The organism is Bacillus bingmayongensis (assembly GCF_000299035.1).
Lineage (GTDB): Bacteria > Bacillota > Bacilli > Bacillales > Bacillaceae_G > Bacillus_A > Bacillus_A bingmayongensis.
On the sequence record NZ_JH921520.1, the window covers coordinates 154,027 to 179,742 of the forward strand.

Here is a 25,716-nt window from a genome sequence, read left to right on the forward strand (position 1 = left end):
TTCTACATTTCCTGCCTAAAAGAATAGCATGTTTTCATAGAAAAGAAAAATACGGTGATATGCTGTTTCTCTGAGGAATTGTGGTACAATACAAAGGTTAGAGTTCAGCGTTATATATGTAGGAGGATCATCTATGTCCGATTCAAAATTTCTGCGCGGAACGCTTATTGTGACGTTAGGAACTTTTTTAGTTAAGTTCTTAGGCATGATTTACGTCTTTCCATTTCATGCATTAGTTGGCACAGAAGGCGGAACGCTCTATACGTATGGATATATTCCATATACGATCTTTTTAAGTATTGCAACGGCGGGAGTGCCGCTTGCTGTTTCAAAGTTTGTTTCTAAATATAATGCGCTTGGAGATTATAAGACGAGCAGGAGAATGTTCCGTTCAGGAATGCTTATGATGATTGCAACAGGAATCCTTTCCTTCTTAGTTCTTTATATGTCTGCGCCATTATTTGCTGAGGCAATGCTTGGTAAAAAAAGTGTACACAATAGTATAGAAGAAGTTACGATGGTTATTCGCCTCGTAAGTTTTGCACTTATTGTTGTACCAGCAGCAAGCTTAATTCGTGGTTATTTCCAAGGTCATCAATCAATGGGACCGACGACGGTATCGCAAATTATTGAACAGATTATTCGCATTATCTTTTTATTAGCGGGTAGTTTTATTGTCATTAAAGTAATAGGTGGATCAGTAGCAGCAGCAGTTGGAGTGGCAACTTTCGCAGCGTTTGTTTCAGCTGTGGGAGCACTTGGTGTGTTAATTTGGTACTGGTTAAAACGCAAAAAGCATCTAGATCAATATTTAATTGAACAAACTGTACCAGAATCAACAGTAAGTACGGTTCAATTATTTAAAGAATTATTTGCATATGCAATTCCGTATGTTGTCATTGGATTAACAATTCCTTTATATCAACAAATTGATACATTAACATTTAACTCTATTATGCAAGCGATTGGGCAAGGGGATATTGCAGAGCGAGCACTTGGTATTTTTACGATGTGGACGCATAAGTTAATTATGATTCCTGTTTCCCTAGCAACGGCATTTAGCTTAACGCTCGTTCCAGCGATTACAAAATCGTTTACAGAAAAACAATACCGTTATTTAAAACTACAAATAACACAAACATTCCAAGCAAATATGTTTTTAACATTGCCTGCGGTAGTTGGTATTTCTACGCTTGCATATCCGATTTATACAGCGTTTTACGAGGCAGATCCACTAGGTGGACAAGTGCTTATGTGGTACGCACCAGTTGCGTTATTATTTGCTTTATTTACAGTAACAGCAGCCATTTTGCAAGGGATTAATCAACAGAAGCACGCGATTATCGCTCTTGCTATGGGGGTTGTTTTGAAATTTGTATGTAATATGATTTTTATTCGTTACTTCGGTACAGTTGGAGCTGTTTTAGCAACAGCTGTTGGGTTCCTAGCTTCTGTTTGGTATACGAATAGACAAATTCGTAAATACGCACACTATTCATTCGGTGTTGTATATAAGAGAACGTTCCAAATTGCAGTTTTAACAATTGTGATGGTCATTGTCGTAAAATTATCACAAGGAATGTTATCCTTTGTGATTTCGCCTGATGGTCGTATTGGTACACTGATTACAGTTGCGATTTGTGCAGGTATTGGTGGCCTTGCTTACGGATTTTTAGCGATCCGCATGGGAGTACTAGAAAGAGTATTTGGCGGAGAAGCTTTAGAGAAGATTCAGCGTAAGCTTGGTGGTAAGTTGAAAATAAAGATTAAATCAAAAGGGGCGTAAAAAAGCGTCCCCTTTTTCTATGATAATAAAGAAGGTGAATGAATTGAGATTAGATAAATTACTAGCAAACATGGGATATGGAAGTAGAAAAGAAGTAAAGAAATTATTGAAAGACGGCGTTGTGAAAATTGATGGAACGCCAGTGAAAGATGCGAAGTTTCATGTGAATGTAGAAGAACAAGAGGTTACCATTCACGGTGAGATTGTTGAGTATAAAGAATTCGTATATTTAATGATGCATAAACCACAAGGTGTCATTTCGGCAACAGAAGATGACAACCATGAAACAGTTGTGGATTTATTAGAATTAGAAGATGCAATCTTTGATCCGTTTCCAGTTGGAAGACTTGATATTGATACAGAAGGTTTTCTATTGTTAACAAATGACGGGAAACTTGCGCATCAATTACTATCTCCGAAAAAGCACGTACCGAAAAAGTACTATGCACACGTAGCTGGAGTAGTAACAGAAAAAGATGTCGAAGAGTTTGCAAAAGGTGTTATTCTAGACGATGGCTATGAAACGAAACCAGGCGATCTTACGATTCTGAAAAGTGATGATGTTTCTGAAATTGAGCTTGTTATTACAGAAGGAAAATTCCATCAAGTGAAGCGTATGTTTGAAGCTGTTGGGAAAAAAGTTGTCTACTTAAAGAGAACAGAGATGGGGCCTTTAGTATTAGATGAAGAATTAGAGCTTGGTCAGTACCGCGAATTGACAGATGAAGAGGTTGAAATGTTAAAAACATATCAAGTTTAAACAGAGAATTAAGAGTGAGACCGATTCCAAAAAATAGAAAGAACCCCTTTCTGATTTCACAGAAAGGGGTATGTATTATATTTTAGATACAATTGTTTTCGTTATGAGGTCATTCTCACTTTCTTTCCTGTTGTTGTCCACTTACCGCGGCAAGGGCTATACACGAGCTCATTAAACTGCAACACATTCAGATCACGTTGTATCGTTCGCGGTGTGATCCCGAACTCATCTACAAGGTCTTTCGTCGTTACCGTACCATTTTCATTGATGTACATATAAATTGATTTAATGCGTGTTAGCATACGAGTAGTCGTAGGTTTCAAGAGAAAACCACTCCTCTACTAGTTTTTTTGACCCCATTCAGGAAAGAAGGTCCTTACTTCCATTGTACTCTACTTGACAAATTTCATGCTTTAACCTAGTTAAATTTTACAAAAGTTTAACAAATAATAAAATAGAAAAATATTGGTAGTTGACATTCTATGTCTCTTCTATCAACTACCACATAAATTTCTACGTAAACCGTCAAATTCCTGCAAATTTTTTTAGAAAAACAAAAGAAAAACTAATGCAAAATATCTGAAATGTTACAATTATTCGTTATTGAATGTTCTCTTGTTGGCATATCGGATTTTCGTTTGCTATGATGAAAGAGAGAATATAGAAGAGGTGAATGAGTTATGTCAGCAATTAATTGGACAGAAGAAGTTGAGAAAAGAAAAGATGAATTAATTCATGACGTGCAGCAATTCTTACAAATTAAAAGTGTATGGGAAGAAGAAACAGCAAAAGAAGGTGCACCATTTGGAGAAGGCGTAGCGAAAGCATTAGCCTTCATGTTACATAAAGGGGAAGTAGAAGGATTTACTTCTAAAAATTTAGAAGGGTATGCAGGGCATCTTGAAATGGGACAAGGAGAAGAATTAGTTGGTATTCTTTGTCACGTTGACGTAGTGCCAGAAGGAGAGGGCTGGACAACTCCCCCATACAGTGCTGACATTCGTGATGGAAAGATTTTTGCACGCGGTGCAATTGATGATAAAGGGCCGACAATGGCGGCTTATTATGCAATGAAAATTGTAAAAGAATTAGGATTGCCACTTTCAAAACGAGTTCGCATGATTTTAGGAACAGATGAAGAAAGCAACTGGAAGTGTGTAGATCATTATTTCAAAAATGAAGAAATGCCAACGATTGGTTTTGCACCAGATGCAGATTTCCCTATTATTAATGCGGAAAAAGGAATTTCTGATATACAAGTTGTGCAAAAGAATAGTGAAACACAAGGCGGAGAATATGAGCTTGTTTCATTTGCTTCAGGTCGCCGTTTAAATATGGTTCCTGATTTTGCTGAAGCAGTGATTACGACTGAAAAAGCAACGGAACTTGCAAATGCTTACGAACAATACTTACAAACTGCTCAGAAAACGGGTAAAGCAAATGTAGAAGGAAATACTGTGACATTGCAAGTAGAAGGAGTTTCAGCTCACGGTTCTACTCCTGAAAAAGGTGAAAATGCAGGCCTCTTGTTAGCGAACTTTTTAACAACGATTGCTCTTGACGGTAAAGGAGCTTCATTTGCGGCATTTGTTACAGAAACGTTTACGAATGATACGCTTGGAGAAAAAGCAGGAATCGCTTATAAAGATGAAATTAGCGGACCATTAACAGTGAATGTGGGGCGCCTTTCTTATACGAAAGAAGAAGGCGGGAACTTAGGTTTAAATGTACGCTACCCAGTAACAACGAATTTTGAAGAGACAGTGCAGAAATTAAAAGACTATGTCGGCAATAACGGCTTCCAAGTAGCAGATTATTCTAACTCACGTCCGCATCATGTTGATAAAGATCATGTTTTAATTCGTACATTGCAACGTGTATATGAAGAACAAACAGGAGAGAAAGCAGAGCTATTAGCAATCGGCGGTGGTACATATGCTCGTTCATTAAAAGCTGGTGTAGCATTCGGCCCGCTATTCCCTGGAAAAGAGGAACTTGCTCATCAAAAGGATGAATATATTGAAATAGAAGATTTACTAAAAGCGACAGCGATTTATGCACGAGCAATTTATGAATTAGCGAAATAACCTAATTCTATCCCGCTATTCTAGGGCAGTAAGACCCCCCATCTCAAGATTCAGAGAGAAACGAGGAAGATAGGTAGGGGACAACTGCCCGTAAAAACCCGATTCGTGAGGGCTAACCATCAGTGGGGGATGAAGAAAAACCCCACTGATGGAAGTTTCACTTTATTTGTTGTGAAATATGACCGCTCCTTATTTAGGGAGCGGATTCTTTTTATCCTTTTCTTGTTCAATTGAATGAGATACAAAAGAAAAGCAACACTAACAAAAAAGGAGAAGATATAAATGGTCCCACATTATTTTTTAGCAGTGACTTTACCACGTCATATAAAAGAAATACTTGCGAATTATAAAGAGGAAATGAAGGACAAGTTACCATTTCGCTCATGGGTACATAAAGAAGACTACCATATTACACTTGCTTTTTTAGGGAGCGCGGCGCAGGAACAATTGCGAGGAATAGAGAAAGGATTACAACTCCTTGCGAATACACCCGAGTTAAATCTCATGCTGCAAAATTTTTCTACATTCGGCCTAGTAGAGAGCCCGCGCATATTTTGGGCTGGATTAAAAGAAAATCAAGCGTTATTTGATTTGCAAAAACAGGTGCATGCGATTTGTGAGAGAAATGGTTTTTCGCTTGAAACACGTCCCTATCATCCGCATATTACTGTTGCCCGTAAGTGGATGGGAGAAGAAAAATTTAATCCTAAAAATCTGAAGCAACTGGATGCGATATTGTTTCAGGCTGATACCATTACGTTGTACGAGTCTCACGTCCATAAAACTCCAAAGTATAAGCCAATTTATGAAATAAAGTTACAGAACCTTAAAGTGTAAAAACGTTTCTTATGAATGTGAATATACTATAGGAAATAGTAAGTTTGTGTGACGTCCGATTTATCCTGTTATTTTCGGACAGTAAGAACCCCGTCTCAATATTCAGAAAGAAACAAGGAAGCTGGGTGGGGGATGAAGAAAACCCTCACTGATGGAAGTTTCACTTTATCTTTAGAGGATATCTATTTCTTACAGATATATAAATCCATTTTGATTTTTTAATACAAAATCCCCTGCTATGTAAAGCAAAAAGTGATCTCACTAGTTTTCTCTCTTTGTTTTAACGTTGTACGGGGTGGGAAGAGGGTCTGACCGCTTCTATGAATGGCCAATTGCTCTCTCCCACTTAAAAAGAGAAGCTTTATGTCGATTTTTCAATTTGTATTCATAGTTTCACTTTAATTTCGAGAATGATGGTGATTTTTTATGCTGAAAGTAAAGCGTCCATTTGAAGCCTATTTAGATGAAATGAATAAAATTACAATTTTGCTCCCGCATACGTATGGAACAAGTCGGACATTTTTTATGCAGGAAGAAAATCATGTATGGGAGCTTAGAATTGCTCAAATCATTTCTCTCTCAGATGCAACGAAGTATGAATGTTATATAGACTATCCAATTGATGTGGGAAAGTATTATACAGTGCGAGATGAACGAAATGAAGAAACAGATTTACAAATTGGAGCGGTTATTCGAACGGCTGTATTTGATGAAAAATACTATTATGATGGTAGCGATTTAGGAGCTTGTTATGGAAAAGAAAAAACAACTTTTAAAATGTGGGCACCTACCGCAAGACTTGCAAAAGTAAGAATTTATAAAAATGATAAAGAGTATGTGGATTATGAGATGCAAAGAGAAGAGAATGGTGTTTGGTTTCATGTTTTACAAGGAGACTTTGAATTAGCACGATACACATTTCTCGTTTGTATTAATTTAATATGGAATGAAGCTGTAGATCCATATGCAAAATCTGTATCGGTGAACGGTAAGTATGGAATTGTGATTGATCTCGCGAAGACATATATAAAAGAACAAACTGCATTACCTAAACTGGAATCTTTTACGGATGCAATTCTTTATGAATTGCATATTCGTGATGCCACTATGCATCCAAATAGTGGTGTGGAAAAAAAGGGGACATATAAGGGATTAACAGAAGAGAATACGAAGGGGACACTTGGGACAGAAACGGCCTTTTCTTATATAAAAAAATTAGGAATTACACATGTTGAAATTTTACCTCTTCATCACTTTGCTGGAGTAGATGAAACACAGCCGTTTGCAGCCTATAACTGGGGCTATAACCCATTGTATTACAACGTACCAGCGGGAGTATATGCAAGCGACCCTGCCAATCCTTATAACCGAATCAAGGATTGTAAACAGCTTATTGAGAAGTTTCACGAACATGGACTCCGCGTAATTTTAGACGTTGTATACAATCATGTATATGAAAGAGAAACGTCATCTTTTGAAAAACTTGTACCAGGATATTATTTCAGACATGATGAAAATGGCATGCCATCAAATGGAACGGGAGTTGGGAATGATATAGCATCAGAGCGAAAAATGATGCGGAAATTTATTGTTGATTCTGTTTTATATTGGCTTACTGAATATAAAGTTGACGGTTTTCGGTTTGATTTAATGGGAGTTTTAGATATAGAAACGATGAATGAATTAGAACGGGAAGTAAGGAAAATAAAAAAGGATGCACTGTTATTAGGGGAAGGCTGGGATTTACAAACACCGCTTCCAGCAGAAGAGAAGGCAATGCTTAACAATGCAAACAAAATGCCGCGAATTGCGCAGTTCAACGATCAATTTCGTGATGCGATAAAAGGAAGTACGTTTGATGTAAGTAAACGTGGTTTTGCATTTGGAGGAAGTGTAGACCTCATGCATTTGCAATATGTGTTAACAGGAAGTCTTGCAAATGAAAAAGGAGACGGATTATTTTTAGAACCTATTCAAAGTATTAATTATGTGGAATGTCATGACAATATGACGATGTGGGATAAACTCGTGCATAGTAATCAGGAAACGGAAGAGATACAAAAAAAGCGCCATCGCCTAGCGACAGCGATGACATTACTCTCACAAGGAATTCCATTTTTACATGCAGGACAAGAATTTTATCGTTCTAAGAAAGGGAATGAAAATAGCTACAATGCGCCTGATGAAATTAATCAGCTTGATTGGGATCAAAAAGAGAAAGAAATGGAAACAGTTTCTTATATACAAGGATTGATCGCAATTCGTAAGGCGCATAGAGCGTTCCGTTTACAGGCGGCTCCCCTTATAAAGAAGCATATGACATTTTTACAAGCGCCTTCTACTGTTGTTGCGTATCATTTACAAAATGTAGGAGAGTTCGGCCCTTGGAAGGAAATTGTTGTTTTGTTTCATAATGGTGTGCAATTAGAAACAGTTTCATTGCCGAAACACGAAATGTGGTACGTATTAGCAGATGATACAAAAGCAAAAGTACAGCCAATTTCTTCATTTCAAGGAAGTGAACTTCAAATGGCTCCGATTAGCTCGTATATATTGGCGATAATGTGACAAATCGCTACTTGACGATGAGAATGTAATAAATGTAGAATTGACAAAGGTGACGATTTCGATAAGTTGTCATTCTATTATTAGTTTTGTAAAATAAAGTAAAAGGATGGGCGGTTCGTTTGTCCTCATTTCTTGGCTTATGCCAAGTTTTCTTTCGTTTAACTAAAGTAAAAAATTTATATGAATCCACAACATGTTCAAAAGGTGTTGCGGTTTTTCTTTTCATAACTATAAAAGATAAGGATTTGTTAACGGGTAATGAATATGGAATGGTTGGAACAATTATTAGGAGAAGAGTGGAGTCTTACACCAGCTGGTGGTGCAACGGGCGATGCATATATTGCGCAAAATGGACAACAAAAGCTATTTTTAAAGCGGAATACATCGCCTTTTTTGGCGGTATTATCGGCAGAAGGAATTGTTCCAAAATTACTTTGGACAAGAAGAGTGACAAACGGTGATGTGATTTCTGCTCAAAAGTGGCTTTCAGGGAAAAAGCTAGAGCCAGAGGATATGAAACTTGAACGTGTTGCGAAGCTTTTAAAAAAAATACATTCGTCTAAAGCGCTTGTGCAGATGATACAAAGGCTTGGAAAGCAGCCGCTGCATGCACAGGAGTTATTAGAACAATTGTATTTTATTTTAAGGGGAGACATAAGAACGGATGAAACGATTCAGACAGGGCTAGGGTATTTAAAAGCCACACTGAAGGATATTGAATATGATGAGTTTGTCGTATGTCACTGTGACGTGAATCATAACAATTGGTTATTATCGGATGAAGATGAATTATTTTTAATTGATTGGGACGGAGCTGTTATTGCAGATCCTGCCCTTGATCTTGGCATGTTATTACATTGGTATGTTCCGCGTCACGAATGGGACGAGTGGCTAGGGGATTATGGGATTGAAATGAATGAATCATTGGTTCATCGTATGAAGTGGTATGTAGTGGCACAAACTATTTTATCTGTTCAATGGCATACAACAAAAAAACAGCAAGCAGAAGCTGAATATTGGCATCAATACTTACAGCAACTACTTGCTTCAGAGTAAATAAATTAAGAAAAATTGTCCATTCCAGAAATCCATTGTGTGAGTTGCTCTTGATTATTGGAAATATGATTGTCTAGATCAGGAGAATATTTACCCGATTGACTATAGTAATATACATCGTTTAGCATTGCTTTTACATCGCTGTTCACACTATCGTTTGCAAGTAGTGATTGAATGAGCCGTTCTAATTGTTCGCACTCAGAAACCGTTCCACAGCAATCACTTTGGTGATTGACTAAAATATCTTTTAAAACTTCTAATTGATGTTGTTGATTAATCGGCATGACTGGATCATCCTTTCGATTGTTGTTCAATTTGAACAAGTAAGAGAAATTTTCTGTTTCGTCATGGAGTAGCTAATCAGTGGCTAACGAAACGTTTCTATAGCAATGAAAGTTTCGTTCTATGCTCTTTGTAGTTTGTATCAAAATGGTACACCTTATACTTGAAAGAAGCGGACCGAGTGCTCGTACGTACTTGGTTTTTTGTTTGATAGATTGATCAAAAAAGAAAGAAGGAATGAACCTTCAAAAAATAGTCTGGTAAAGAGAGGAAGACATCTATGCGTTTAAGACATAAACCATATGCAATGGATCGAATCAATGAGTATGCACAGTTTGTAATTGGAAACCCAGAGGAGCGTCGTGGCAATTGGCAAGAGGTGTTTGGCAATGAGCAGCCAATCCATATTGAGGTGGGAACAGGACGTGGCCGTTTTGTTTATGAGATGGCAAAAGCGAATCCACATATTAACTATATCGGGATTGAAAAATTCACAAGTGTTATCGTAGATGCGCTGGATAAGTTAATTGAAGAAGAAGTACCAAACTTAAAATTAATTAATAAAGATGCTGAAGATTTAACAGTTTTCTTTGCAGAAGGCGAAATTGATCGTGTATATTTAAATTTCTCAGATCCATGGCCAAAAAATCGTCACGAGAAGCGTCGTTTAACGTATAAAACATTTTTACGCAATTATGAAGAAGTGTTAGTAACAGGTGGAGAGATTCATTTTAAAACGGATAACCAAAGTTTATTTGAATACTCTCTTATGAGTATGGCTGAATATGGCATGCTATTAACATTCCTTAGCTTAGATCTTCATAACAGCGATTTCGAAGGTAACATTATGACGGAATATGAAGAGAAGTTTTCTAGTAAAGGGCATCGTATTTATCGTGTTGAAGCGAAATATCGTACAGAACCTGCGCAGTAATGCGCAGGTTTTTTATTACGCTATTCTAGGGCAGTAAGAGCCCAACTCAAAATTCAAGTTTCACTTTATGAAGTAAAATAATCTGAATTTTATGTTAAAATCAAATAGAAAAGGGGGAATAAAGGAATGGAATGTTTACAAATTGGAGGAATTAAAGTAACATGGCTGCGCGGTGGGAACACTCATTTAGATGCAGGAGCAATGTTTGGAGTTGTACCGAAAATTTTATGGTCTCGCAAATATAAACATAATGATACAAATCATATTTATTTACGGACAGACCCATTGCTTGTGCAAACGAAAGATGGAAACATGCTTATCGACTCAGGAATTGGAAATGATAAAATGAATGAAAAGATGAAGCGAAATCAAGGTGTAACGGAAGAATCGTCAGTTGAAGTTTCTCTAGCTGATCTTGGTTTAAAATCTGAAGATATTGATTACGTATTAATGACGCACCTTCATTTCGATCATGCATCTGGTTTAACAAAATGGGAAAATGGTATGCTTGTTCCAGTATTCCCGAATGCAAAAGTGTACGTGTCAGAAACAGAATGGAATGAAATGAGAAACCCAAATATTCGCTCACGTAATACATATTGGAAGGAAAATTGGGAGCCGATTATAGAACAAGTTGTTATCTTCAAAGAAGAAATACAAATTTCAGATGAAGTAAGGATGGTGCATACAGGCGGACATAGTGATGGTCATGCTGTGATTGTTCTCGAAAGCCAGGGGGAAACGATGCTCCATTTAGCAGATTTATTGCCAACGCACGCGCATCAAAATGTATTATGGGTAATGGCTTATGATGATTATCCGATGACGTCCATTGAACATAAGCAAAAATGGATGAAGTATGGTGTAGAGAAAAAAGCGTGGTTCAGCTTCTATCATGATGCGTATTACCGTGCTGTGAAGTGGGATGAGGACGGGAATATGGTTGAGAAGGTAGAACGAAAAGAGGAAAATGTATCAAGTAAAGTGTAAGAAAGATAGGAACATGGAGTGGAGGGGACTAACCCTCCTTTCAAAAAAGTGAGAGTGTTTCTGTTTTCTTTCAACTGCAAACTACTTCAGTGCAAAGATTTTTTGAAAGAATAACTTTTAAAATTTTCTGAAAATTGTTATAATATTTCCGAGTTACTATATTGTTAGATGCTCTATACGAGAAGCGTTTTATTCGAAAGGGGGAAATATATTGAATATAACGATTGGAACTTTGCTTGAACTGACTACTGGAAATTATCCAAATAAAGAAGCGATTGTTGAACCGAAAAAACAGATTCGCTGGACATATACAGAATGGAATGAACAGGTAAATAAGCTAGCTCATGCGCTCCAAAAAAGTGGAATACAAAAAGGTGATCGGGTCTCGACATTTCTCTTTAATAGTAGTGAACTAGCAACTACATGCTTCGCTTGTGCAAAAATTGGCGCCGTATTTAACCCAATTAATTTTAGATTAAAACCACAAGAACTCATTTATATATTAGAAGATGCTTCTCCTAAAATCGTACTTTTTGAAAAGCAATTATCCTCCCAAGTACAAAGCATTCATAAACAATTTCCTCATATTCAGTTCTGGTACATTGACCAAAATCATCCACCGTTTTTTATTTCATACGAAGAAAAAATATTTAATGCATTACCGACATTTGAAACAGTAGAAGTAAAAGAAGATGATATTTGTTCCATTATGTATACAAGTGGAACAACGGGTTATCCGAAGGGAGTTCTTCATCGTCATCGAGAAATTATTGATCAAAGTTTAATAGGAATCGCATATTTACATTATACCGAGAATAGTCGTGGTCTTGTAACAGCACCAATGTTTCATTGTGCTGAGTTACATTGTTGCTTCGTTCCAAGGGTACATAGCGGTGGCGCGAATATTATTCTGCACCATTTCGATGCAAAGAATGTGCTCGAAACGATTGAAAAAGAGAAGGTTACAGTTATGTTTGCAGCACCTACAATGTGGAACATGATGTTGCAGGAAAATTTAGGGCAGTACGATTTATCTTCTCTTAGGTATGGTTTATATGGAGCAGCTTCAATGGCGCCGGCACTTGTAAAAGCATGTGATAAAAAATTGAATGTTTCTTTAGTACAAGCTTATGGTATGACGGAAATGGGACCGGCAGTTACTTTTTTACGAGAGAATGAGCAGCTTACTAAAGTAGGCTCTGCAGGAAAGGCTGCATATAATCATGAAATTCGTATTGTCCGTCCAAATGAAGAAGGCCCATCTGAGCCAAATGATATAATACGACCGTATGAAATTGGAGAAATTATTATGCGAGGTTCCTGTTTGATGAAAGGGTATTACAACAATGAGGAGGCGACAGCAAAAGCATTGTATAAAGGATGGTATCATTCGGGCGATTTGGGTTATGTAGATACAGATGGTTACTTGTACGTTGCAGATCGCGTTGATGATATGGTCGTTAGCGGCGGAGAAAACATTTATCCACGTGAGGTCGAGGATTTTTTATATACACATGAAAGTGTTTTAGATGTTGCGGTGCTTGGAGAAAAAGATGAGCTTTGGGGAGAAAGTGTTCTAGCATACATCGTTTCAAAAGATCAGTCTCTTACCGAAGAGATATTAGATGAGTATTGTAAGGTAAGTGATAAGCTTGCTGATTATAAACGTCCGCGTCGCTATGTATTTGTTGAACAACTTCCCAGAAATGCAAGTGGAAAAATTCAAAAGTTTATTTTGCGTAGTCAAGGGACAGAAGCGGAAGCTAAGGGGAGGATATGATGAGGCATAAGTATTTACAGGAGGAGCACCACATTTTTCGTGATGCTTTTCATAAATTTTTAGAAAAGGAAGCATATCCGTACTATAACGAATGGGAAAAAGAAGGAATGATTCCTCGTTCTTTTTGGACAAGTATGGGGAATAAAGGTTTTCTTTGTCCGGTGGTAGATGAGCAGTATGGTGGAGCAGGTGCTGATTTTGGATATTCGGTTGTCATTAATGAGGAACTTGAAAAAGTTGGATCAAGTTTAATTGGGATTGGTTTGCACAATGACATTGTCGTACCATACTTCACGCAGTATGGAACAGAAGAACAAAAGAAGCGGTGGTTACCAAAATGTGTAAGTGGTGAGTGTATAACTGCAATTGCGATGACGGAGCCAGGGGCAGGATCTGACTTGGCAAGTATTCGAACAACTGCAAGAAAAGAAGGTGATGATTATGTCGTGAATGGTGAAAAAACATTTATTACAAATGGTATTCATGCAGATTTAGTCGTCGTTGTTTGCAAGACTGATACAAATGTCAAGCCCGCTCATAAAGGCATGAGTTTGCTCGTTTTAGAAAGAGGAATGGAAGGATTTAAGAGAGGGAAAAAACTTAAAAAGATTGGCTTACATAGTCAAGATACAGCAGAACTTATTTTTGAAGATGTAAAAGTTCGGGCTTCTAATTTATTAGGAGAAGAAGGAAAAGGTTTTTATTATCTCATGGAAAAGTTGCAGCAAGAACGTCTCATCGTTGCAATTGCAGCGAAAACAGCGGCGGAAGTGATGCTACATTTAACGAAAAACTATGTCCAAGAGCGAAAAGCATTCGGAAAAAGTATAAGTGATTTTCAAACAGTACAGTTTCGATTAGCAGAGATGTATACGGAAATTGAAATTGGCAGAACATTTGTAGATGACTGTATTACCGCTCATATGAATGGTGAGAACATCGTAACAAAAGTATCAATGGCGAAGTGGTGGTTAACAGACCTTGCAAAAAAAGTATCAGCGGAGTGCATCCAGCTGCACGGCGGATATGGATATATGGAAGAATACGAGATTGCGCGGCGTCATCGTGATAGTTCAGTGAGCTCGATTTATGCTGGAACGAATGAGATTATGAAGAATATTATTGCGAAGAGTATGGGCTTATGACGATGAATATGCAAGACCATTTCAAAACAAATGAGACGTTGTTGAAATACATTACATAGAAAAATTGAAAAGTAATGATAGGAGGAATATGATGATTCAAAATATCGCAGTAATTGGTGTAGGAATTATGGGAAGTGGAATCGTCCAAACGTTAGCGATGGGCGGTAAACATGTGAAAATGTATGACGTATCAGAAGAAAATTTAAGAAAAGCTTATGAAACTATTACGAAAAGCTTGAGTCGTTTCGTGAACGCAGGGCGTATGACAGAGGAAGAAAAAAATTACACTCTAACTCATATTACTTCTACAATTGTACTGGAAGAAGCTTGCCAAAATGTAGAGCTTGTTATTGAAGCAGTACCAGAAATATTACAGCTAAAGAAGGAGGTTTTTCAAAAGTTAGATTTGTATACATCACAATCTACTATTTTAGCAACGAATACGTCTGAATTAAGTGTAACCGCGATTGCGAGTGTAACAAGTCGTCCAGAAAAAGTAGTGGGGATGCATTGGTTTAATCCCGCTCCTGTTATGAAGCTCGTTGAAATTGTAAGAGGGGTGGTTACGGCAGAAAGTACGATACAAGCAGTAAAAGCACTTTCAGAAGAAATTGGGAAAGAAACGGTTGTTGTGAAAGATATGCAAGGATTTGTGACGTCACGGGCAATCGCTATTCATATGTTAGAGTGCATGCGTATGTATGAAGAAGGAATCGCAAGTAAAGAAGACATTGATAAAGCAATTCGGCTTGGCTTGAACTATCCAATGGGTCCATTTGAATTAGCGGATTATGTAGGGCTAGATACGCTATTATTTGCGAGTACAGGATTAATGGAAGCATTTGGTGATAGGTTTAGAGCACCGCAAACACTTGTGAAACTTGTAGAGGCAGGTCATCTTGGAAGAAAGACTGGGAAAGGTTTTTATGATTATTCAAAAGGGAAAGTGAGTGAGAAAATATGAAACGAGATGTTGTCATTGTTGAAGCTGTACGTACGCCAGTTGGTAAAAGAAATGGAGCGTTTCGTTTCCTTCACCCAGTACAACTTGCGGCAGTTGCACTGGATGAAGTAACAAAACGGGGGAATATAGAGAAAGGGCTCATAGAAGATATTGTTATGGGGTGTGTAACGCCAATTAACGAACAAGGTTTTAATATTGGAAGACTTTCGGCGCTTGAAGCAGGTTTTCCTATAACGGTTCCAGCGGTAACCATTAATAGGCTCTGTGGTTCTGGGCAACAGGCTATTCATTTTGCTGCGCAAGAAATTAAATCAGGGGATATGGACATTACAATTGCAGCTGGTGTTGAGCATATGACAAAAGTTCCTATTTTAAGTGATGGAAATGAACAGACCATCCCAAGCAGTCTTCATGAAAAGTATCAAATTGTGCATCAAGGTGTATCTGCTGAGATGATCGCAGAAAAATACGGTATTACCCGTGAACAGTTAGATACTTACGCGCTAGAAAGCCATAGGCGAGCACTTCAAGCTATTGAATCGGGACACTTTCAGCGAGAGATTGTGCCACTGCGTGGTGTAGATAAAGAAGGTAATGAAATATTAGTTGAAAATGATGAAGGTCCGAGAAGGGACACTTCTTATGAAGCGTTAGCCAATTTAAAAACAGTGTTTAAAGAAAATGGAGTAATCACAGCAGGAAATGCGAGTCAAATTAGTGATGGTGCTGCAGCGATCTTGCTGATGGATAGCGAAAAGGCGAAAGAGCTAGGTTGTAAAGCACGTGCTCGTATTGTGAATCAAGTGGTTGTTGGTTCTGACCCGACGACAATGCTTGATGGCGTTATCCCTGCAACGAAAAAAGTACTGCAAAAATCAAATTTAACAATTCATGATATGGATGTTGTAGAAATCAATGAAGCATTTGCATCGGTTGTTTTAGCATGGCAAAAGGAAATGGAGGCGGATTTACAAAAGGTGAATGTTAATGGTGGTGCGATTGCACTAGGTCATCCACTTGGGGCGACTGGTGCGAAATTAATGACGTCTCTTCTTCATGAATTGGAAAGGCGGCAAGGGAGATACGGCCTACTGACAATTTGCATTGGACATGGGATGTCGACAGCGACGATAATTGAAAGAATATGAAAAGGCGTGCAGAAATTTATCTGCACGCTGTAATCCCGCTATTCATAAGCTGTAGCCCTTACCAATTAGATTATTATTGTCCATAACAATCTAATTGGTAAGGGCGAATAATCGATGTGGGAATGAAGTCCTCCACTGATCGAAGTTTCACTTTATGTTTTCGGATCTTTCGAGTTCTTTTAAGCAGCTTTTACTTCTAAAACTGTACCTGTTTTTGCATCTACTAAAAATTCAAATCGTTCTTGAATGTCATTTAAAATTGTTGTAAGACCACCGCGGTATACTTCATATGCAACATCATATTTTTCAAACGTCTCTGGAACCATATGTACCCAAGAGCCAGTAACTTCGCCTTTATGACTTAATGCTTGTTTCACCATTTTTAATGCTTTTTCTGAAGAAATATGGGATTGTTCTTGAACTTTGTTTGCAACAAGATAACCAGCTGCAAAACCAACACCAACACCAGCTAGTAAACCTTTCCAGCTCATATATTCACCTCACTTCTATAAAATAGTGTATCGATAATAATTATAATGCAATTTTAATGAAAAAAGAAGAAACTAGAAACATTTCGAAAATTTCGTTACAATAAAAGAGGTATTCTACTAAGGTTTGAAAGAAGGGAACTTCGTGAATAGAGAGACGTTAGAATTATTTCGTACGTTAACAGAATTACAAGGTACATCAGGGTTTGAACATGATGTGCGCCGTTTTATGAAACAAGAGCTAAGTAAATATGCAGATGAAATCGTTCAAGACGGTTTAGGTAGCGTGTTCGGCCTGAAAAAAGGGGATGAGGATGGTCCGCGCGTTCTTGTAGCTGGCCATATGGATGAAGTTGGCTTTATGGTTACACAAATTACGAAAAACGGGATGATTCGTTTTCAAACGCTAGGCGGCTGGTGGAGTCAAGTATTGCTGGCGCAGCGTGTACAAATTATGACGAAGAATGGTCCTATTGTTGGGGTTGTTGGTTCTATACCGTCTCATTTATTAAGTGACGCGCAACGTGCGAAACCGATGGATATAAAAAATATGTTAATTGATATTGGTGCAGATAACTATGAGCAAGCACTTGAAATTGGTGTGAAACCAGGACAACAAATCGTTCCAATTTGTCCGTTTACACCGATGGCAAACGAAAAGAAAATTATGGCAAAAGCTTGGGACAACCGTTACGGCTGTGGCCTTGCAATTGAATTGTTGAAAGAATTAAAAGATGAAACATTGCCAAATACATTATATTCTGGTGCGACTGTGCAGGAAGAAGTCGGACTTCGCGGGGCGCAAACAGCGGCTAATATGATTCAGCCAGATATTTTCTATGCGCTTGATGCAAGTCCAGCAAATGACGCATCTGGGGATAAAACGCAATTTGGCCAGTTAGGAAAAGGTGCGCTTCTTCGTATTTATGACCGTACAATGGTAACGCATAGAGGAATGCGTGAATTTATTTTAGATACAGCTGAAACACATAACATTCCGTACCAATACTTTATTTCACAAGGTGGTACAGATGCAGGTCGTGTACATACAAGTAACTCTGGTATTCCATCAGCAGTAATTGGTGTTTGCGCTCGTTACATTCATACACATGCGTCTATTTTACATGTTGATGATTACGCAGCAGCGAAAGAATTAATTACGAAACTTGTGAGAGCAACAGATAAAACAACATTGGAAACGATTAAAAATAACGCTTAAAAGAAAGGGCCGGTTTCGGCCTTTTCTTTTCGTATATATAAATACAAATTACAAGACCGACATAAAACCTTTTTTTTAGGTGGTAGAGAGCATCCGACCATGCATAGAGGCGGTCAGTGCCTTTTTTAGCCCCATGCCATGTGAAACCAAAAGGAGAAAACGAGTGGGAGTCTTCTTTTGGTTTCATAGCTGAATTTTATATAGAGGTGAATAATATGAAAGTAGCAGTTGGATCGAAAAATCAAACAAAAGTAGGAGCTGTACAAGAAGTATGGAAAGAGGTGAATATTACTTGTGCCCCAGTTCCTTCAGGAGTCGCAGCGCAACCATTTTCTGATGAAGAAACGATGCAAGGCGCAATCAATAGAGCAAAGCGAGTGCTAGAGAAAGAGCAAGCTGACATTGGTATCGGACTAGAAGGAGGCGTAATGAAAACAGAGCACGGCTTGTTTATGTGTAACTGGGGAGCTTTAGCAACGGGTACAGGCAAAATATTTGTAGCGGGCGGGGCACGTATTAAGTTGCCTGATGATTTTCTTGCTCCTCTTGAAGATGGAAAAGAGCTAAGTGAAGTAATGGAGGCGTTCGTGAAGCGGAAAGATATTCGTAGTCATGAAGGTGCAATCGGAATCTTCACAGATCATTATGTGGATCGCACAGGGTTATTTGTACATGTTGTAAAGCTATTAGTTGGGCAATATAAGTATGACGAAAAACAAGCATAAATCTTGCACCGTGTGTGATGTATGGTAGTATAAAAGAAGATTATAGTATGAAAAGATACACTTCGTTAGAGGAGGAAATATAGATGAAATCATTAGAAAGCATGGAACAATTCCAAACGTTAAAAAATGAAGAGAAAGTCATTTTTATGTTCTCAGCAGAATGGTGCCCAGATTGCCGTTTTGTTGATCCATTTATGCCAGAAGTAGAAGAGAAATATAGTGATTTCTCTTTTTACTATGTAGATCGTGATGAATTTATTGATCTATGTGTAAAACTAGACGTATTTGGCATTCCTAGCTTTGTAGCGTACAATAAAGGTGAAGAAACTGGACGCTATGTAAACAAAGATCGTAAAACACAAGAACAAATTGAAGCGTTTATTGAAGGGTTAAAATAAGGCGATTAGCCAATTAAATTGTAAAAACAACCTCTACCTTCGCGGGGGAGGTTATTTTTTTGGAAGGGAGGAAAACAAAATGAAAATGACAAGTAAAAAAATGAAAGAAGAGTTAATGACTAGATTGGCTCGTCCAGAATGGGAATTTCATTATGATAGTGAAAAAGATGTACTTCGCATTGAACAAAAGGATACGAAAAAAGGTATTAACGTTTCGCTCCCAGGAGTTGTAGCGAAATGGGAAGTGAAAAAAGAAGCGGCGATTGATGATGTTGTCTATTACGTGCAAGAGGCGCTAGTTGCGATGCATAAAGAAGAAAGCAGTGCAGCAAAGATTCTGCCGGTTATTCGCTCTACTTCTTTCCCGAAACAAGCGGAAGAAGATAATCCATTTTTAATGACGGATCATACAGCAGAAACGCGCATTTATTATGCCTTAGATTCTAATAACACATATCGATTAATTGATGAGCGTTTATTACAAAAGCTAGGGCTTACAGAGCAACAAGTACGTGAAATGGCATTATTTAATGTACGTTCATTAAGCCATACATTTAAACAAGATCAAGTGGCTGGGAATACATTTTATTTCTTAAACACAAATGATGGATATGATGCGAGTCGTATTTTAAATGAATCGCTATTACAATCGATGCGTGACAAGATTTCAGGCGACATGGTGGTGGCTGTTCCGCACCAAGATGTTTTAATTATTGCTGATATCGTGAACGAAATCGGTTATGATATTATTGCACAAATGACAATGAAATTTTTTGCTGAAGGTCATGTTCCGATTACATCACTTTCATTTGTATATGAAGATGGGGACTTTGAACCGATCTTTATTTTAGCGAAAAATCGGAAGAAGACAGATGAAAAAGAGAAAGGATGAACATAGTGAACGTTTTTTACAACCTTGAAGGGATTGGCGACACATTAATCGTTGCCTTACAAGATATTACATTAGAAAACCGTACATTTGATCGCAAAGGAGATGTTGCTCGCGTTTATGATCGTGAAAGCAACGTAACAGGAGGATTTAACATCTTTAATGCGTCATCGTATGTAGAAGTAAAGGAAACAGGAAATATTACTTTAACAAAAGAGCTTGTTGAAAAAATCAATGAAATCTTAGCGGAGAATGGTTTTGAGGAAAAGGTAGAAGCAGACCTCACGCCGAAATTTGTTGTTGGCTATGTAGCTGAAAAAGAAAAGCATCCAAATGCTGATAAATTAAGCATTTGTAAAGTAGAAATTGGTACAGATACACTGCAAATCGTATGCGGTGCACCAAACGTTGAAGCAGGACAAAAAGTTGTTGTTGCAAAAATCGGTGCTGTAATGCCAAGTGGTATGTTAATTAAACCAGCTGAGCTTCGCGGCACTCCATCTTCTGGTATGCTTTGCTCTGCACGTGAATTAGAGCTTCCAGATGCTCCGCAGGAAAAAGGTATTCTTGTATTAGAAGATAGCTATGAAGTTGGACAAGAATTTAAGTTTTAATTGATATATAAGTACAAAGTGAAAAACCGACATAAAACCTTTCTTTTAAGGTGGTAGAGAGCATCTGGCCATGCATAGAAGCGGTCAGATCCTCTTCCTGCCCCATGCCAAGTTAAAATAAAGAGAGAAAAGGAGTGCAGGTCACCTTTTGTTTTCATAGCGGTGACTTATACGCCTGCAAATCAAAATGTATTTATATAGAAGAAGTGGTCTCATGATAGAATGAGGCTATTTTTTTTGCTTAAATGTCCTTGGATTGTAACGCTTTTCTCAAAAAAACATATTGTATTTCAAAAACAAATTAGTTAAAATTCGGAAAATGCAGAAGGGGATAGGGACGCATGAGACAACATCCAAAAATAAAAGAGCTTCTAGGGCTTATCGAAACTTCGAAGAAACATGATATTGAATTACAATCATTTGAAATATATTTATTTCATGAAAAGGAATTAGAAAAGAGACAAATTGGATATCGATATGATAAAAATAAAAATTTACTCATTAGTGAAAAAAGGGAGATTGGGAAGAGAGCTGGGTTGTGATTGGATATGATACAGATATGGGGATCCTATCTTTGTTGATATAGATGATCCACTTTATCCGATATACACAGCAGAAAAAGGATCAGAAATATGGGAGCCGATTTGTATAGGCATATAGCATGAATGAGATTATGAAACAATTAAAAGGAAATTAGAGTGTTTTTATATAAATACAAAGTGAAAAACCGACATAAAACCTTTCTTTAAAAGTGGTAGAGAGCATCCGGTCATGCATAGAAGCGGTCAGGGCCTGCCGGGTTTAAAACAAAGGGAGAAGGAGAGAGGAGGTCCTCTTTTGTGTTTATAGCCGCGACTTATATGTTGAGAATCTATTGTACTTACTGAAAATTTGAATATGTGGACAAAATACAAGAGCGTAATTTTACCTGCACTTTTTGCCGAATGCTGATACAATAAAGGATGTTACTATTTAGTAGAAAGAGTGGTAAGCATGTTAGATTGGATGAAAAAGCTGTTTAACAAAGAGGAACATCAGGAAGAAAAAACAGCGATGAATAAAGAAGTACCGAAGAACACTGAAAGTAAGCCGAAAATTCCTCGTGTTAACCACTACACTGAAGCAAGAGAAGCACAAATGGCTAGTCGGAATTCAGGTGTGAAATGCCGCTTTCCGTTAATACCTGATGATGGATTTGATGAGGAGAACGTGGAAGAATCAACACATGTTGAGCAGCAGCCTCTGCCAAGAGTAACGCAGATGGAGAGACGCAGGCCAAGCTATGTAGAAAAAAAACCAGCTCATACATTTGTCCCTCAACAAATTGAACGAGAAATTGAGCCAGAGCCTTTCATGTCAAAAAAATCTGTGCCAGCACAAGAAAGCAATCGAAGACCATTTCGCCCAACAGAAATGATTTCGCCTATCTTTGGATATAAACGTCCGTCTGTGGAGAAACAAGAAGTTAAGGTAGAAGAAAAAGGGCGGGAAGATCTTGAAATATCGGTTGAAGGAAAATCTGTCGTCGATGCTTGGCTAGAGAAAAAAGGATACTCCCTTGCGAATTTTTCAGATGAATCCTTTACTCCTTCTGAGAAGCAGGAGAAAGATCTAGATCATAATCAACAACAAGAAAGCAAAAAAGAGGAAAAGTCCGTTGTTGATCAGTGGTTAGAGAAAAATGGTTACGATTCCGAACGCTCACTTACTTCGTTAGAGGAGCAAGAAAAGGTAGATGTCACTTCAGACTCTCGTTCATTTGTAACTGATGGCTTGTTACATAAATCAGTTGGACAGGATAATAAGAAAGAAGAGCATACTGTTGAAACTGTACAGGTATTTGAGCAAGAACCAGATGTAGTGGTGTTATCAGAATATGATAACGGAGGAAATGAAGAATCTCTACAAGGTGAATTATTAGATTCTACTGTAGAGAACATGGATATAACGTCAACGGAAGAAAATGAATATAAGAGAGAAATAGAAGAAGAACAGCTAGTGGAGAAAACTACTTTAGAAGAAAATGTTGTTGAAGTAGTGGAGGAAACAGCTGAAGAGGTTAAAGAAACAGCACTGGAAGTTGAAGCGGTGGAAGAAGCTGAAGAAACTGAAGAAACAACACTGGAAGTTGAATCAGTGGAAGAAGCTGAAGAAACAACACTGGAAGTTGAATCAGTGGAAGAAGCTGAAGAAACAACGCTGGAAGTTGAAGCGGTGGAAGAAGCTGAAGAAATACCAGTTGCCGAAGTAGCCGAAACATTTGAAGAAGTAAATGTTGTTGAAACAACGAAAGAGTCTGCAGAAGGAACGGCTCAAGTAGTAGTTGAAAAAACGGCAGAGCAAGAGAATTTTGTTTCTAAAACAGAAAAAGTTGTTTCAGGAACATCTTCAGCAGCAGACGAGCATACGAAAGAATCAGTTCAAAACTTTGCAAATGTATTAATCGAAGAGGCAGAAGAAAAGCAAGAAGTTGCTTTGGAACAGCCTGTTAAGCAAAAAGAAGAACCGAAGCGTGAGAAAAAGCGTCATGTGCCGTTTAATGTTGTGATGTTAAAACAAGATAGAAGAAAATTGATGGAGAGGCATGCGGTTAGAATGCAAACACCGCAAGCTCCTGTAAAACAAGCTGAAGAAACACCGAAAGTGAACGAGCAGCCTGTACAACAAGTGAAAGAAGCACCACAAGAAAAAGGGCAAACAGCACAGCAAGTTGTAGTGGAAACTCGAGAAGAAGAGAGACCAGTAGAGCAAGTTGTAGTGGAAACTCGAGAAGAAGAGAGAGCAGCACAGCAAGTTGTAGTGGAAACTCGAGAAGAAGAGAGACCAGTAGAGCGAGTTGTAGTGGAAACTCGAGAAGAAGAGAGACCAGTAGAGCGAGTTGTAGTGGAAACTCGAGAAGAAGAGAGACCAGTAGAGCGAGTTGTAGTGGAAACTCGAGAAGAAGAGAGACCAGTAGAGCGAGTTGTAGTGGAAACTCGAGAAGAAGAGAGACCAGTAGAGCGAGTTGTAGTGGAAACTCGAGAAGAAGAGAGACCAGTAGAGCGAGTTGTAGTGGAAACTCGAGAAGAAGAGAGACCAGTAGAGCGAGTTGTAGTGGAAACTCGAGAAGAAGAGAGACCAGTAGAGCGAGTTGTAGTGGAAACTCGAGAAGAAGAGAGACCAGTAGAGCGAGTTGTAGTGGAAACTCGAGAAGAAGAGAGACCAGTAGAGCGAGTTGTAGTGGAAACTCGAGAAGAAGAGAGACCAGTAGAGCGAGTTGTAGTGGAAACTCGAGAAGAAGAGAGACCAGTAGAGCGAGTTGTAGTGGAAACTCGAGAAGAAGAGAGACCAGTAGAGCGAGTTGTAGTGGAAACTCGAGAAGAAGAGAGACCAGTAGAGCGAGTTGTAGTGGAAACTCGAGAAGAAGAGAGACCAGTAGAGCGAGTTGTAGTGGAAACTCAAGTAACAGAGAAGCCAGTACAGCAAATAGAAGTAAAAGTACCTGTTGCAAATGAAGGGGTACAAGAAAAAGCATACGTTGTAGCCAAAAGAGAGAATGATATGCGTAACGTACTGCAAACACCGCCTGAATATGCTATGCCACCATTAACATTGTTGACAATCCCGAGTCAGACATCATTTGATAATACAAGCTGGTTAGAGGAACAGAAAGAATTATTAGATACAACATTTGATAATTTCCATGTTGGGGCTCATGTTATCAATGTTTCACAAGGACCGGCTGTAACTCGTTTTGAAGTACAACCTGATCCAGGTGTGAAGGTAAATAAAATTACAAACTTAAGCGATGATATTAAGCTGAGTTTAGCTGCAAAAGATATTCGAATTGAAGCACCAATTCCAGGGAAAAGCGCCATCGGAATTGAGGTTCCGAATAAAGAGAGTAAGCCGGTATTTCTAAGGGAGATCTTGAGAAGTCCTGTGTTCACGAAGAGTGAATCACCGCTTACAGTTGCGCTTGGACTTGATATTTCTGGAGAACCAATTGTAACGGATATCAGGAAGATGCCACATGGACTGATCGCTGGCGCGACTGGTTCAGGGAAAAGTGTGTGCATTAACGCGATTTTAACGAGCATTTTATATAAAGCAAAACCGCATGAAGTGAAGCTGATGTTGATTGACCCGAAAATGGTTGAGCTTGCACCATATAATTCTGTTCCGCATCTTGTTGCACCTGTTATTACAGATGTGAAAGCAGCTACAGCAGCGTTAAAATGGGCTGTAGAAGAGATGGAACGCCGTTATGAATTGTTCGCGCATGCTGGTGCACGTGATTTAAATCGTTATAATACAATTGTGAGCGGGCAGGAAGTTCCAGGTGAGACATTGCCATATATCGTCATTGTAATTGATGAGTTAGCTGATTTAATGATGGTTGCTCCCGGTGATGTTGAGGAAGCAATTTGCCGTATTGCTCAAAAGGCACGTGCTTGTGGTATCCATCTATTAGTCGCAACGCAGCGTCCATCTGTAGATGTTATTACAGGATTAATTAAATCTAATATTCCAACGCGTATTGCGTTTACAGTATCCTCTCAAGTCGATTCACGTACAATCATTGACATTGGAGGAGCAGAAAAATTACTTGGCCGCGGTGATATGCTATTTTTAGGAAACGGTACGTCAAAAGCGGTTCGTGTGCAAGGTGTATACGTATCGGATGATGAAATTGAAAAAACAGTTGAACATGTGAAAAAGCAAATGAAACCGAACTATTTATTTAAGCAAGAAGATTTATTGGCGAAAACAGAGCAACATGAAGCCGAAGATGAACTGTTTTTTGATGCATGTCAATTTGTTGTAGAACAAGGGGGAGCGTCCACATCTTCTGTACAGAGAAAATTCCGCATCGGTTATAATCGTGCGGCACGTCTTATTGAAGAGATGGAAGCACAAGGAATTATTTCTGAAGCACGGGGAACAAAACCGAGGGATGTCCTTATTTCAGAGGATGAGTTTGCTGCTATGCAGGAAACGAATGTATAGGAAGCGGTTTTGCTGTATACTAAGAGAAAATGTTGGATAGTAAAGTAGGGAGTAAAC

The 25,716-nt window shown here is 38.3% G+C and carries 21 protein-coding genes and 1 pseudogene; 19 read left to right on the forward strand and 3 right to left on the reverse strand.

The genetic code is table 11. From position 1 onward, the window contains the following. Positions 1 to 133: 133 nt before the first annotated feature. Positions 134 to 1,786, forward strand: a complete 1,653-nt coding sequence (locus Y7E_RS0124325; RefSeq protein ID WP_017153819.1) for a putative polysaccharide biosynthesis protein — start codon at positions 134 to 136, stop codon at positions 1,784 to 1,786. Between the two features lie 43 nt (positions 1,787 to 1,829). After that, positions 1,830 to 2,546 carry a pseudouridine synthase gene (locus tag Y7E_RS0124330; RefSeq protein ID WP_017153820.1) on the forward strand — a complete coding sequence of 239 codons (717 nt, stop codon included), beginning with the start codon at positions 1,830 to 1,832 and terminating at the stop codon, positions 2,544 to 2,546. Between the two features lie 101 nt (positions 2,547 to 2,647). Here Y7E_RS0124330 and Y7E_RS0124335 read toward each other — a convergent pair whose 3' ends face one another. Then, positions 2,648 to 2,869, reverse strand: coding sequence for a DeoR family transcriptional regulator (locus tag Y7E_RS0124335; RefSeq protein WP_000805512.1), 222 nt, complete (start codon positions 2,867 to 2,869; stop codon positions 2,648 to 2,650). A 357-nt stretch (positions 2,870 to 3,226) separates the two neighbouring features. Here Y7E_RS0124335 and pepV point away from each other — a divergent pair, with 357 nt between their 5' ends. From pepV to Y7E_RS0124355, 4 genes are all read left to right on the forward strand, one after another. Further along, positions 3,227 to 4,633 carry a dipeptidase PepV gene (gene pepV, locus Y7E_RS0124340; RefSeq protein WP_017153821.1) on the forward strand — a complete coding sequence of 469 codons (1,407 nt, stop codon included), beginning with the start codon at positions 3,227 to 3,229 and terminating at the stop codon, positions 4,631 to 4,633. 282 nt (positions 4,634 to 4,915) lie between these two features. After that, positions 4,916 to 5,470, forward strand: a complete 555-nt coding sequence (thpR, locus tag Y7E_RS0124345; RefSeq protein WP_017153822.1) for an RNA 2',3'-cyclic phosphodiesterase — start codon at positions 4,916 to 4,918, stop codon at positions 5,468 to 5,470. A gap of 426 nt (positions 5,471 to 5,896) precedes the next feature. Beyond that, positions 5,897 to 8,038 (forward strand): type I pullulanase, encoded by a 2,142-nt coding sequence (gene pulA, locus Y7E_RS0124350; RefSeq protein ID WP_017153823.1) that lies wholly within the window; start codon positions 5,897 to 5,899, stop codon positions 8,036 to 8,038. Positions 8,039 to 8,296: 258 nt separating this feature from the next. Next, positions 8,297 to 9,094: a phosphotransferase family protein gene (locus tag Y7E_RS0124355; protein WP_017153824.1), complete on the forward strand. Its 798-nt coding sequence runs from the start codon at positions 8,297 to 8,299 to the stop codon at positions 9,092 to 9,094. 5 nt (positions 9,095 to 9,099) lie between these two features. Here the strand turns inward: Y7E_RS0124355 and Y7E_RS0124360 are convergent, their stop codons facing one another. Then, positions 9,100 to 9,378: a YtzH-like family protein gene (locus Y7E_RS0124360; protein ID WP_017153825.1), complete on the reverse strand. Its 279-nt coding sequence runs from the start codon at positions 9,376 to 9,378 to the stop codon at positions 9,100 to 9,102. 278 nt (positions 9,379 to 9,656) lie between these two features. On the opposite strand from Y7E_RS0124360, the gene trmB reads away from it, so the two are divergent. The 6 genes from trmB (at position 9,657) to Y7E_RS0124390 (ending at position 16,337) form a co-directional block, all read left to right on the forward strand. Further along, complete coding sequence (gene trmB / locus Y7E_RS0124365) at positions 9,657 to 10,310, forward strand: tRNA (guanosine(46)-N7)-methyltransferase TrmB (RefSeq protein WP_017153826.1); 654 nt, start codon at positions 9,657 to 9,659, stop codon at positions 10,308 to 10,310. A gap of 126 nt (positions 10,311 to 10,436) precedes the next feature. Beyond that, complete coding sequence (locus tag Y7E_RS0124370; RefSeq protein ID WP_017153827.1) at positions 10,437 to 11,300, forward strand: YtnP family quorum-quenching lactonase; 864 nt, start codon at positions 10,437 to 10,439, stop codon at positions 11,298 to 11,300. A 211-nt stretch (positions 11,301 to 11,511) separates the two neighbouring features. Then, complete coding sequence (locus Y7E_RS0124375) at positions 11,512 to 13,080, forward strand: fatty acid--CoA ligase (RefSeq protein WP_017153828.1); 1,569 nt, start codon at positions 11,512 to 11,514, stop codon at positions 13,078 to 13,080. Continuing rightward, on the forward strand, positions 13,080 to 14,225 hold the full coding sequence (locus Y7E_RS0124380; RefSeq protein ID WP_017153829.1) for an acyl-CoA dehydrogenase family protein: 1,146 nt from the start codon (positions 13,080 to 13,082) through the stop codon (positions 14,223 to 14,225). Before Y7E_RS0124375 ends, Y7E_RS0124380 begins: the two co-directional genes overlap by 1 nt. Positions 14,226 to 14,316: 91 nt before the next feature. Further along, positions 14,317 to 15,189 carry a 3-hydroxyacyl-CoA dehydrogenase family protein gene (locus tag Y7E_RS0124385; RefSeq protein WP_017153830.1) on the forward strand — a complete coding sequence of 291 codons (873 nt, stop codon included), beginning with the start codon at positions 14,317 to 14,319 and terminating at the stop codon, positions 15,187 to 15,189. After that, a complete protein-coding gene (locus Y7E_RS0124390) occupies positions 15,186 to 16,337 on the forward strand; it encodes a thiolase family protein (RefSeq protein ID WP_017153831.1) in 1,152 nt (383 codons plus the stop codon). The genes Y7E_RS0124385 and Y7E_RS0124390 overlap by 4 nt, the downstream gene beginning before the upstream one ends. Positions 16,338 to 16,516: 179 nt before the next feature. Here the strand turns inward: Y7E_RS0124390 and Y7E_RS0124395 are convergent, their stop codons facing one another. Beyond that, a complete protein-coding gene (locus Y7E_RS0124395; protein ID WP_017153832.1) occupies positions 16,517 to 16,828 on the reverse strand; it encodes a PepSY domain-containing protein in 312 nt (103 codons plus the stop codon). A gap of 142 nt (positions 16,829 to 16,970) precedes the next feature. On the opposite strand from Y7E_RS0124395, the gene Y7E_RS0124400 reads away from it, so the two are divergent. The 7 genes and pseudogenes from Y7E_RS0124400 (at position 16,971) to Y7E_RS0124430 (ending at position 25,659) form a co-directional block, all read left to right on the forward strand. Next, positions 16,971 to 18,044 carry a M42 family metallopeptidase gene (locus tag Y7E_RS0124400; RefSeq protein ID WP_026049338.1) on the forward strand — a complete coding sequence of 358 codons (1,074 nt, stop codon included), beginning with the start codon at positions 16,971 to 16,973 and terminating at the stop codon, positions 18,042 to 18,044. Positions 18,045 to 18,259: 215 nt separating this feature from the next. Then, a complete protein-coding gene (locus Y7E_RS0124405) occupies positions 18,260 to 18,769 on the forward strand; it encodes a DUF84 family protein (RefSeq protein ID WP_026049339.1) in 510 nt (169 codons plus the stop codon). Between the two features lie 83 nt (positions 18,770 to 18,852). Further along, positions 18,853 to 19,167, forward strand: a complete 315-nt coding sequence (locus Y7E_RS0124410) for a thioredoxin family protein (RefSeq protein WP_000838194.1) — start codon at positions 18,853 to 18,855, stop codon at positions 19,165 to 19,167. A gap of 79 nt (positions 19,168 to 19,246) precedes the next feature. Then, positions 19,247 to 20,059, forward strand: a complete 813-nt coding sequence (locus Y7E_RS0124415) for a DUF1444 domain-containing protein (RefSeq protein ID WP_017153835.1) — start codon at positions 19,247 to 19,249, stop codon at positions 20,057 to 20,059. After that, positions 20,056 to 20,670, forward strand: a complete 615-nt coding sequence (gene ytpR, locus Y7E_RS0124420) for a YtpR family tRNA-binding protein (protein WP_017153836.1) — start codon at positions 20,056 to 20,058, stop codon at positions 20,668 to 20,670. Before Y7E_RS0124415 ends, ytpR begins: the two co-directional genes overlap by 4 nt. Before the next feature lie 341 nt (positions 20,671 to 21,011). Then, positions 21,012 to 21,330 (forward strand): annotated as a pseudogene (locus Y7E_RS30320) (thiamine transporter). Between the two features lie 333 nt (positions 21,331 to 21,663). Then, the gene (locus Y7E_RS0124430) at positions 21,664 to 25,659 is read left to right on the forward strand and encodes a DNA translocase FtsK (RefSeq protein ID WP_017153837.1); all 3,996 of its coding nucleotides are present in this window, start codon (positions 21,664 to 21,666) and stop codon (positions 25,657 to 25,659) included. The last annotated feature ends 57 nt before the right edge of the window (positions 25,660 to 25,716 follow it).

Bases quoted from the DNA above. Each gene is read 5' to 3' on its own strand.
- Y7E_RS0124325 (WP_017153819.1), top strand. From the start codon at position 134: ATGTCCGATTCAAAATTTCTGCGCGGAACGCTTATTGTGACGTTAGGA.
- pepV (WP_017153821.1), top strand. From the start codon at position 3,227: ATGTCAGCAATTAATTGGACAGAAGAAGTTGAGAAAAGAAAAGATGAA.
- thpR (WP_017153822.1), top strand. From the start codon at position 4,916: ATGGTCCCACATTATTTTTTAGCAGTGACTTTACCACGTCATATAAAA.
- pulA (WP_017153823.1), top strand. From the start codon at position 5,897: ATGCTGAAAGTAAAGCGTCCATTTGAAGCCTATTTAGATGAAATGAAT.
- Y7E_RS0124355 (WP_017153824.1), top strand. From the start codon at position 8,297: ATGAATATGGAATGGTTGGAACAATTATTAGGAGAAGAGTGGAGTCTT.
- Y7E_RS0124360 (WP_017153825.1), bottom strand. From the start codon at position 9,378: ATGCCGATTAATCAACAACATCAATTAGAAGTTTTAAAAGATATTTTA.
- trmB (WP_017153826.1), top strand. From the start codon at position 9,657: ATGCGTTTAAGACATAAACCATATGCAATGGATCGAATCAATGAGTAT.
- Y7E_RS0124370 (WP_017153827.1), top strand. From the start codon at position 10,437: ATGGAATGTTTACAAATTGGAGGAATTAAAGTAACATGGCTGCGCGGT.
- Y7E_RS0124380 (WP_017153829.1), top strand. From the start codon at position 13,080: ATGAGGCATAAGTATTTACAGGAGGAGCACCACATTTTTCGTGATGCT.
- Y7E_RS0124385 (WP_017153830.1), top strand. From the start codon at position 14,317: ATGATTCAAAATATCGCAGTAATTGGTGTAGGAATTATGGGAAGTGGA.
- Y7E_RS0124390 (WP_017153831.1), top strand. From the start codon at position 15,186: ATGAAACGAGATGTTGTCATTGTTGAAGCTGTACGTACGCCAGTTGGT.
- Y7E_RS0124395 (WP_017153832.1), bottom strand. From the start codon at position 16,828: ATGAGCTGGAAAGGTTTACTAGCTGGTGTTGGTGTTGGTTTTGCAGCT.
- Y7E_RS0124405 (WP_026049339.1), top strand. From the start codon at position 18,260: ATGAAAGTAGCAGTTGGATCGAAAAATCAAACAAAAGTAGGAGCTGTA.
- Y7E_RS0124410 (WP_000838194.1), top strand. From the start codon at position 18,853: ATGAAATCATTAGAAAGCATGGAACAATTCCAAACGTTAAAAAATGAA.
- Y7E_RS0124415 (WP_017153835.1), top strand. From the start codon at position 19,247: ATGAAAATGACAAGTAAAAAAATGAAAGAAGAGTTAATGACTAGATTG.
- ytpR (WP_017153836.1), top strand. From the start codon at position 20,056: ATGAACATAGTGAACGTTTTTTACAACCTTGAAGGGATTGGCGACACA.
- Y7E_RS0124430 (WP_017153837.1), top strand. From the start codon at position 21,664: ATGTTAGATTGGATGAAAAAGCTGTTTAACAAAGAGGAACATCAGGAA.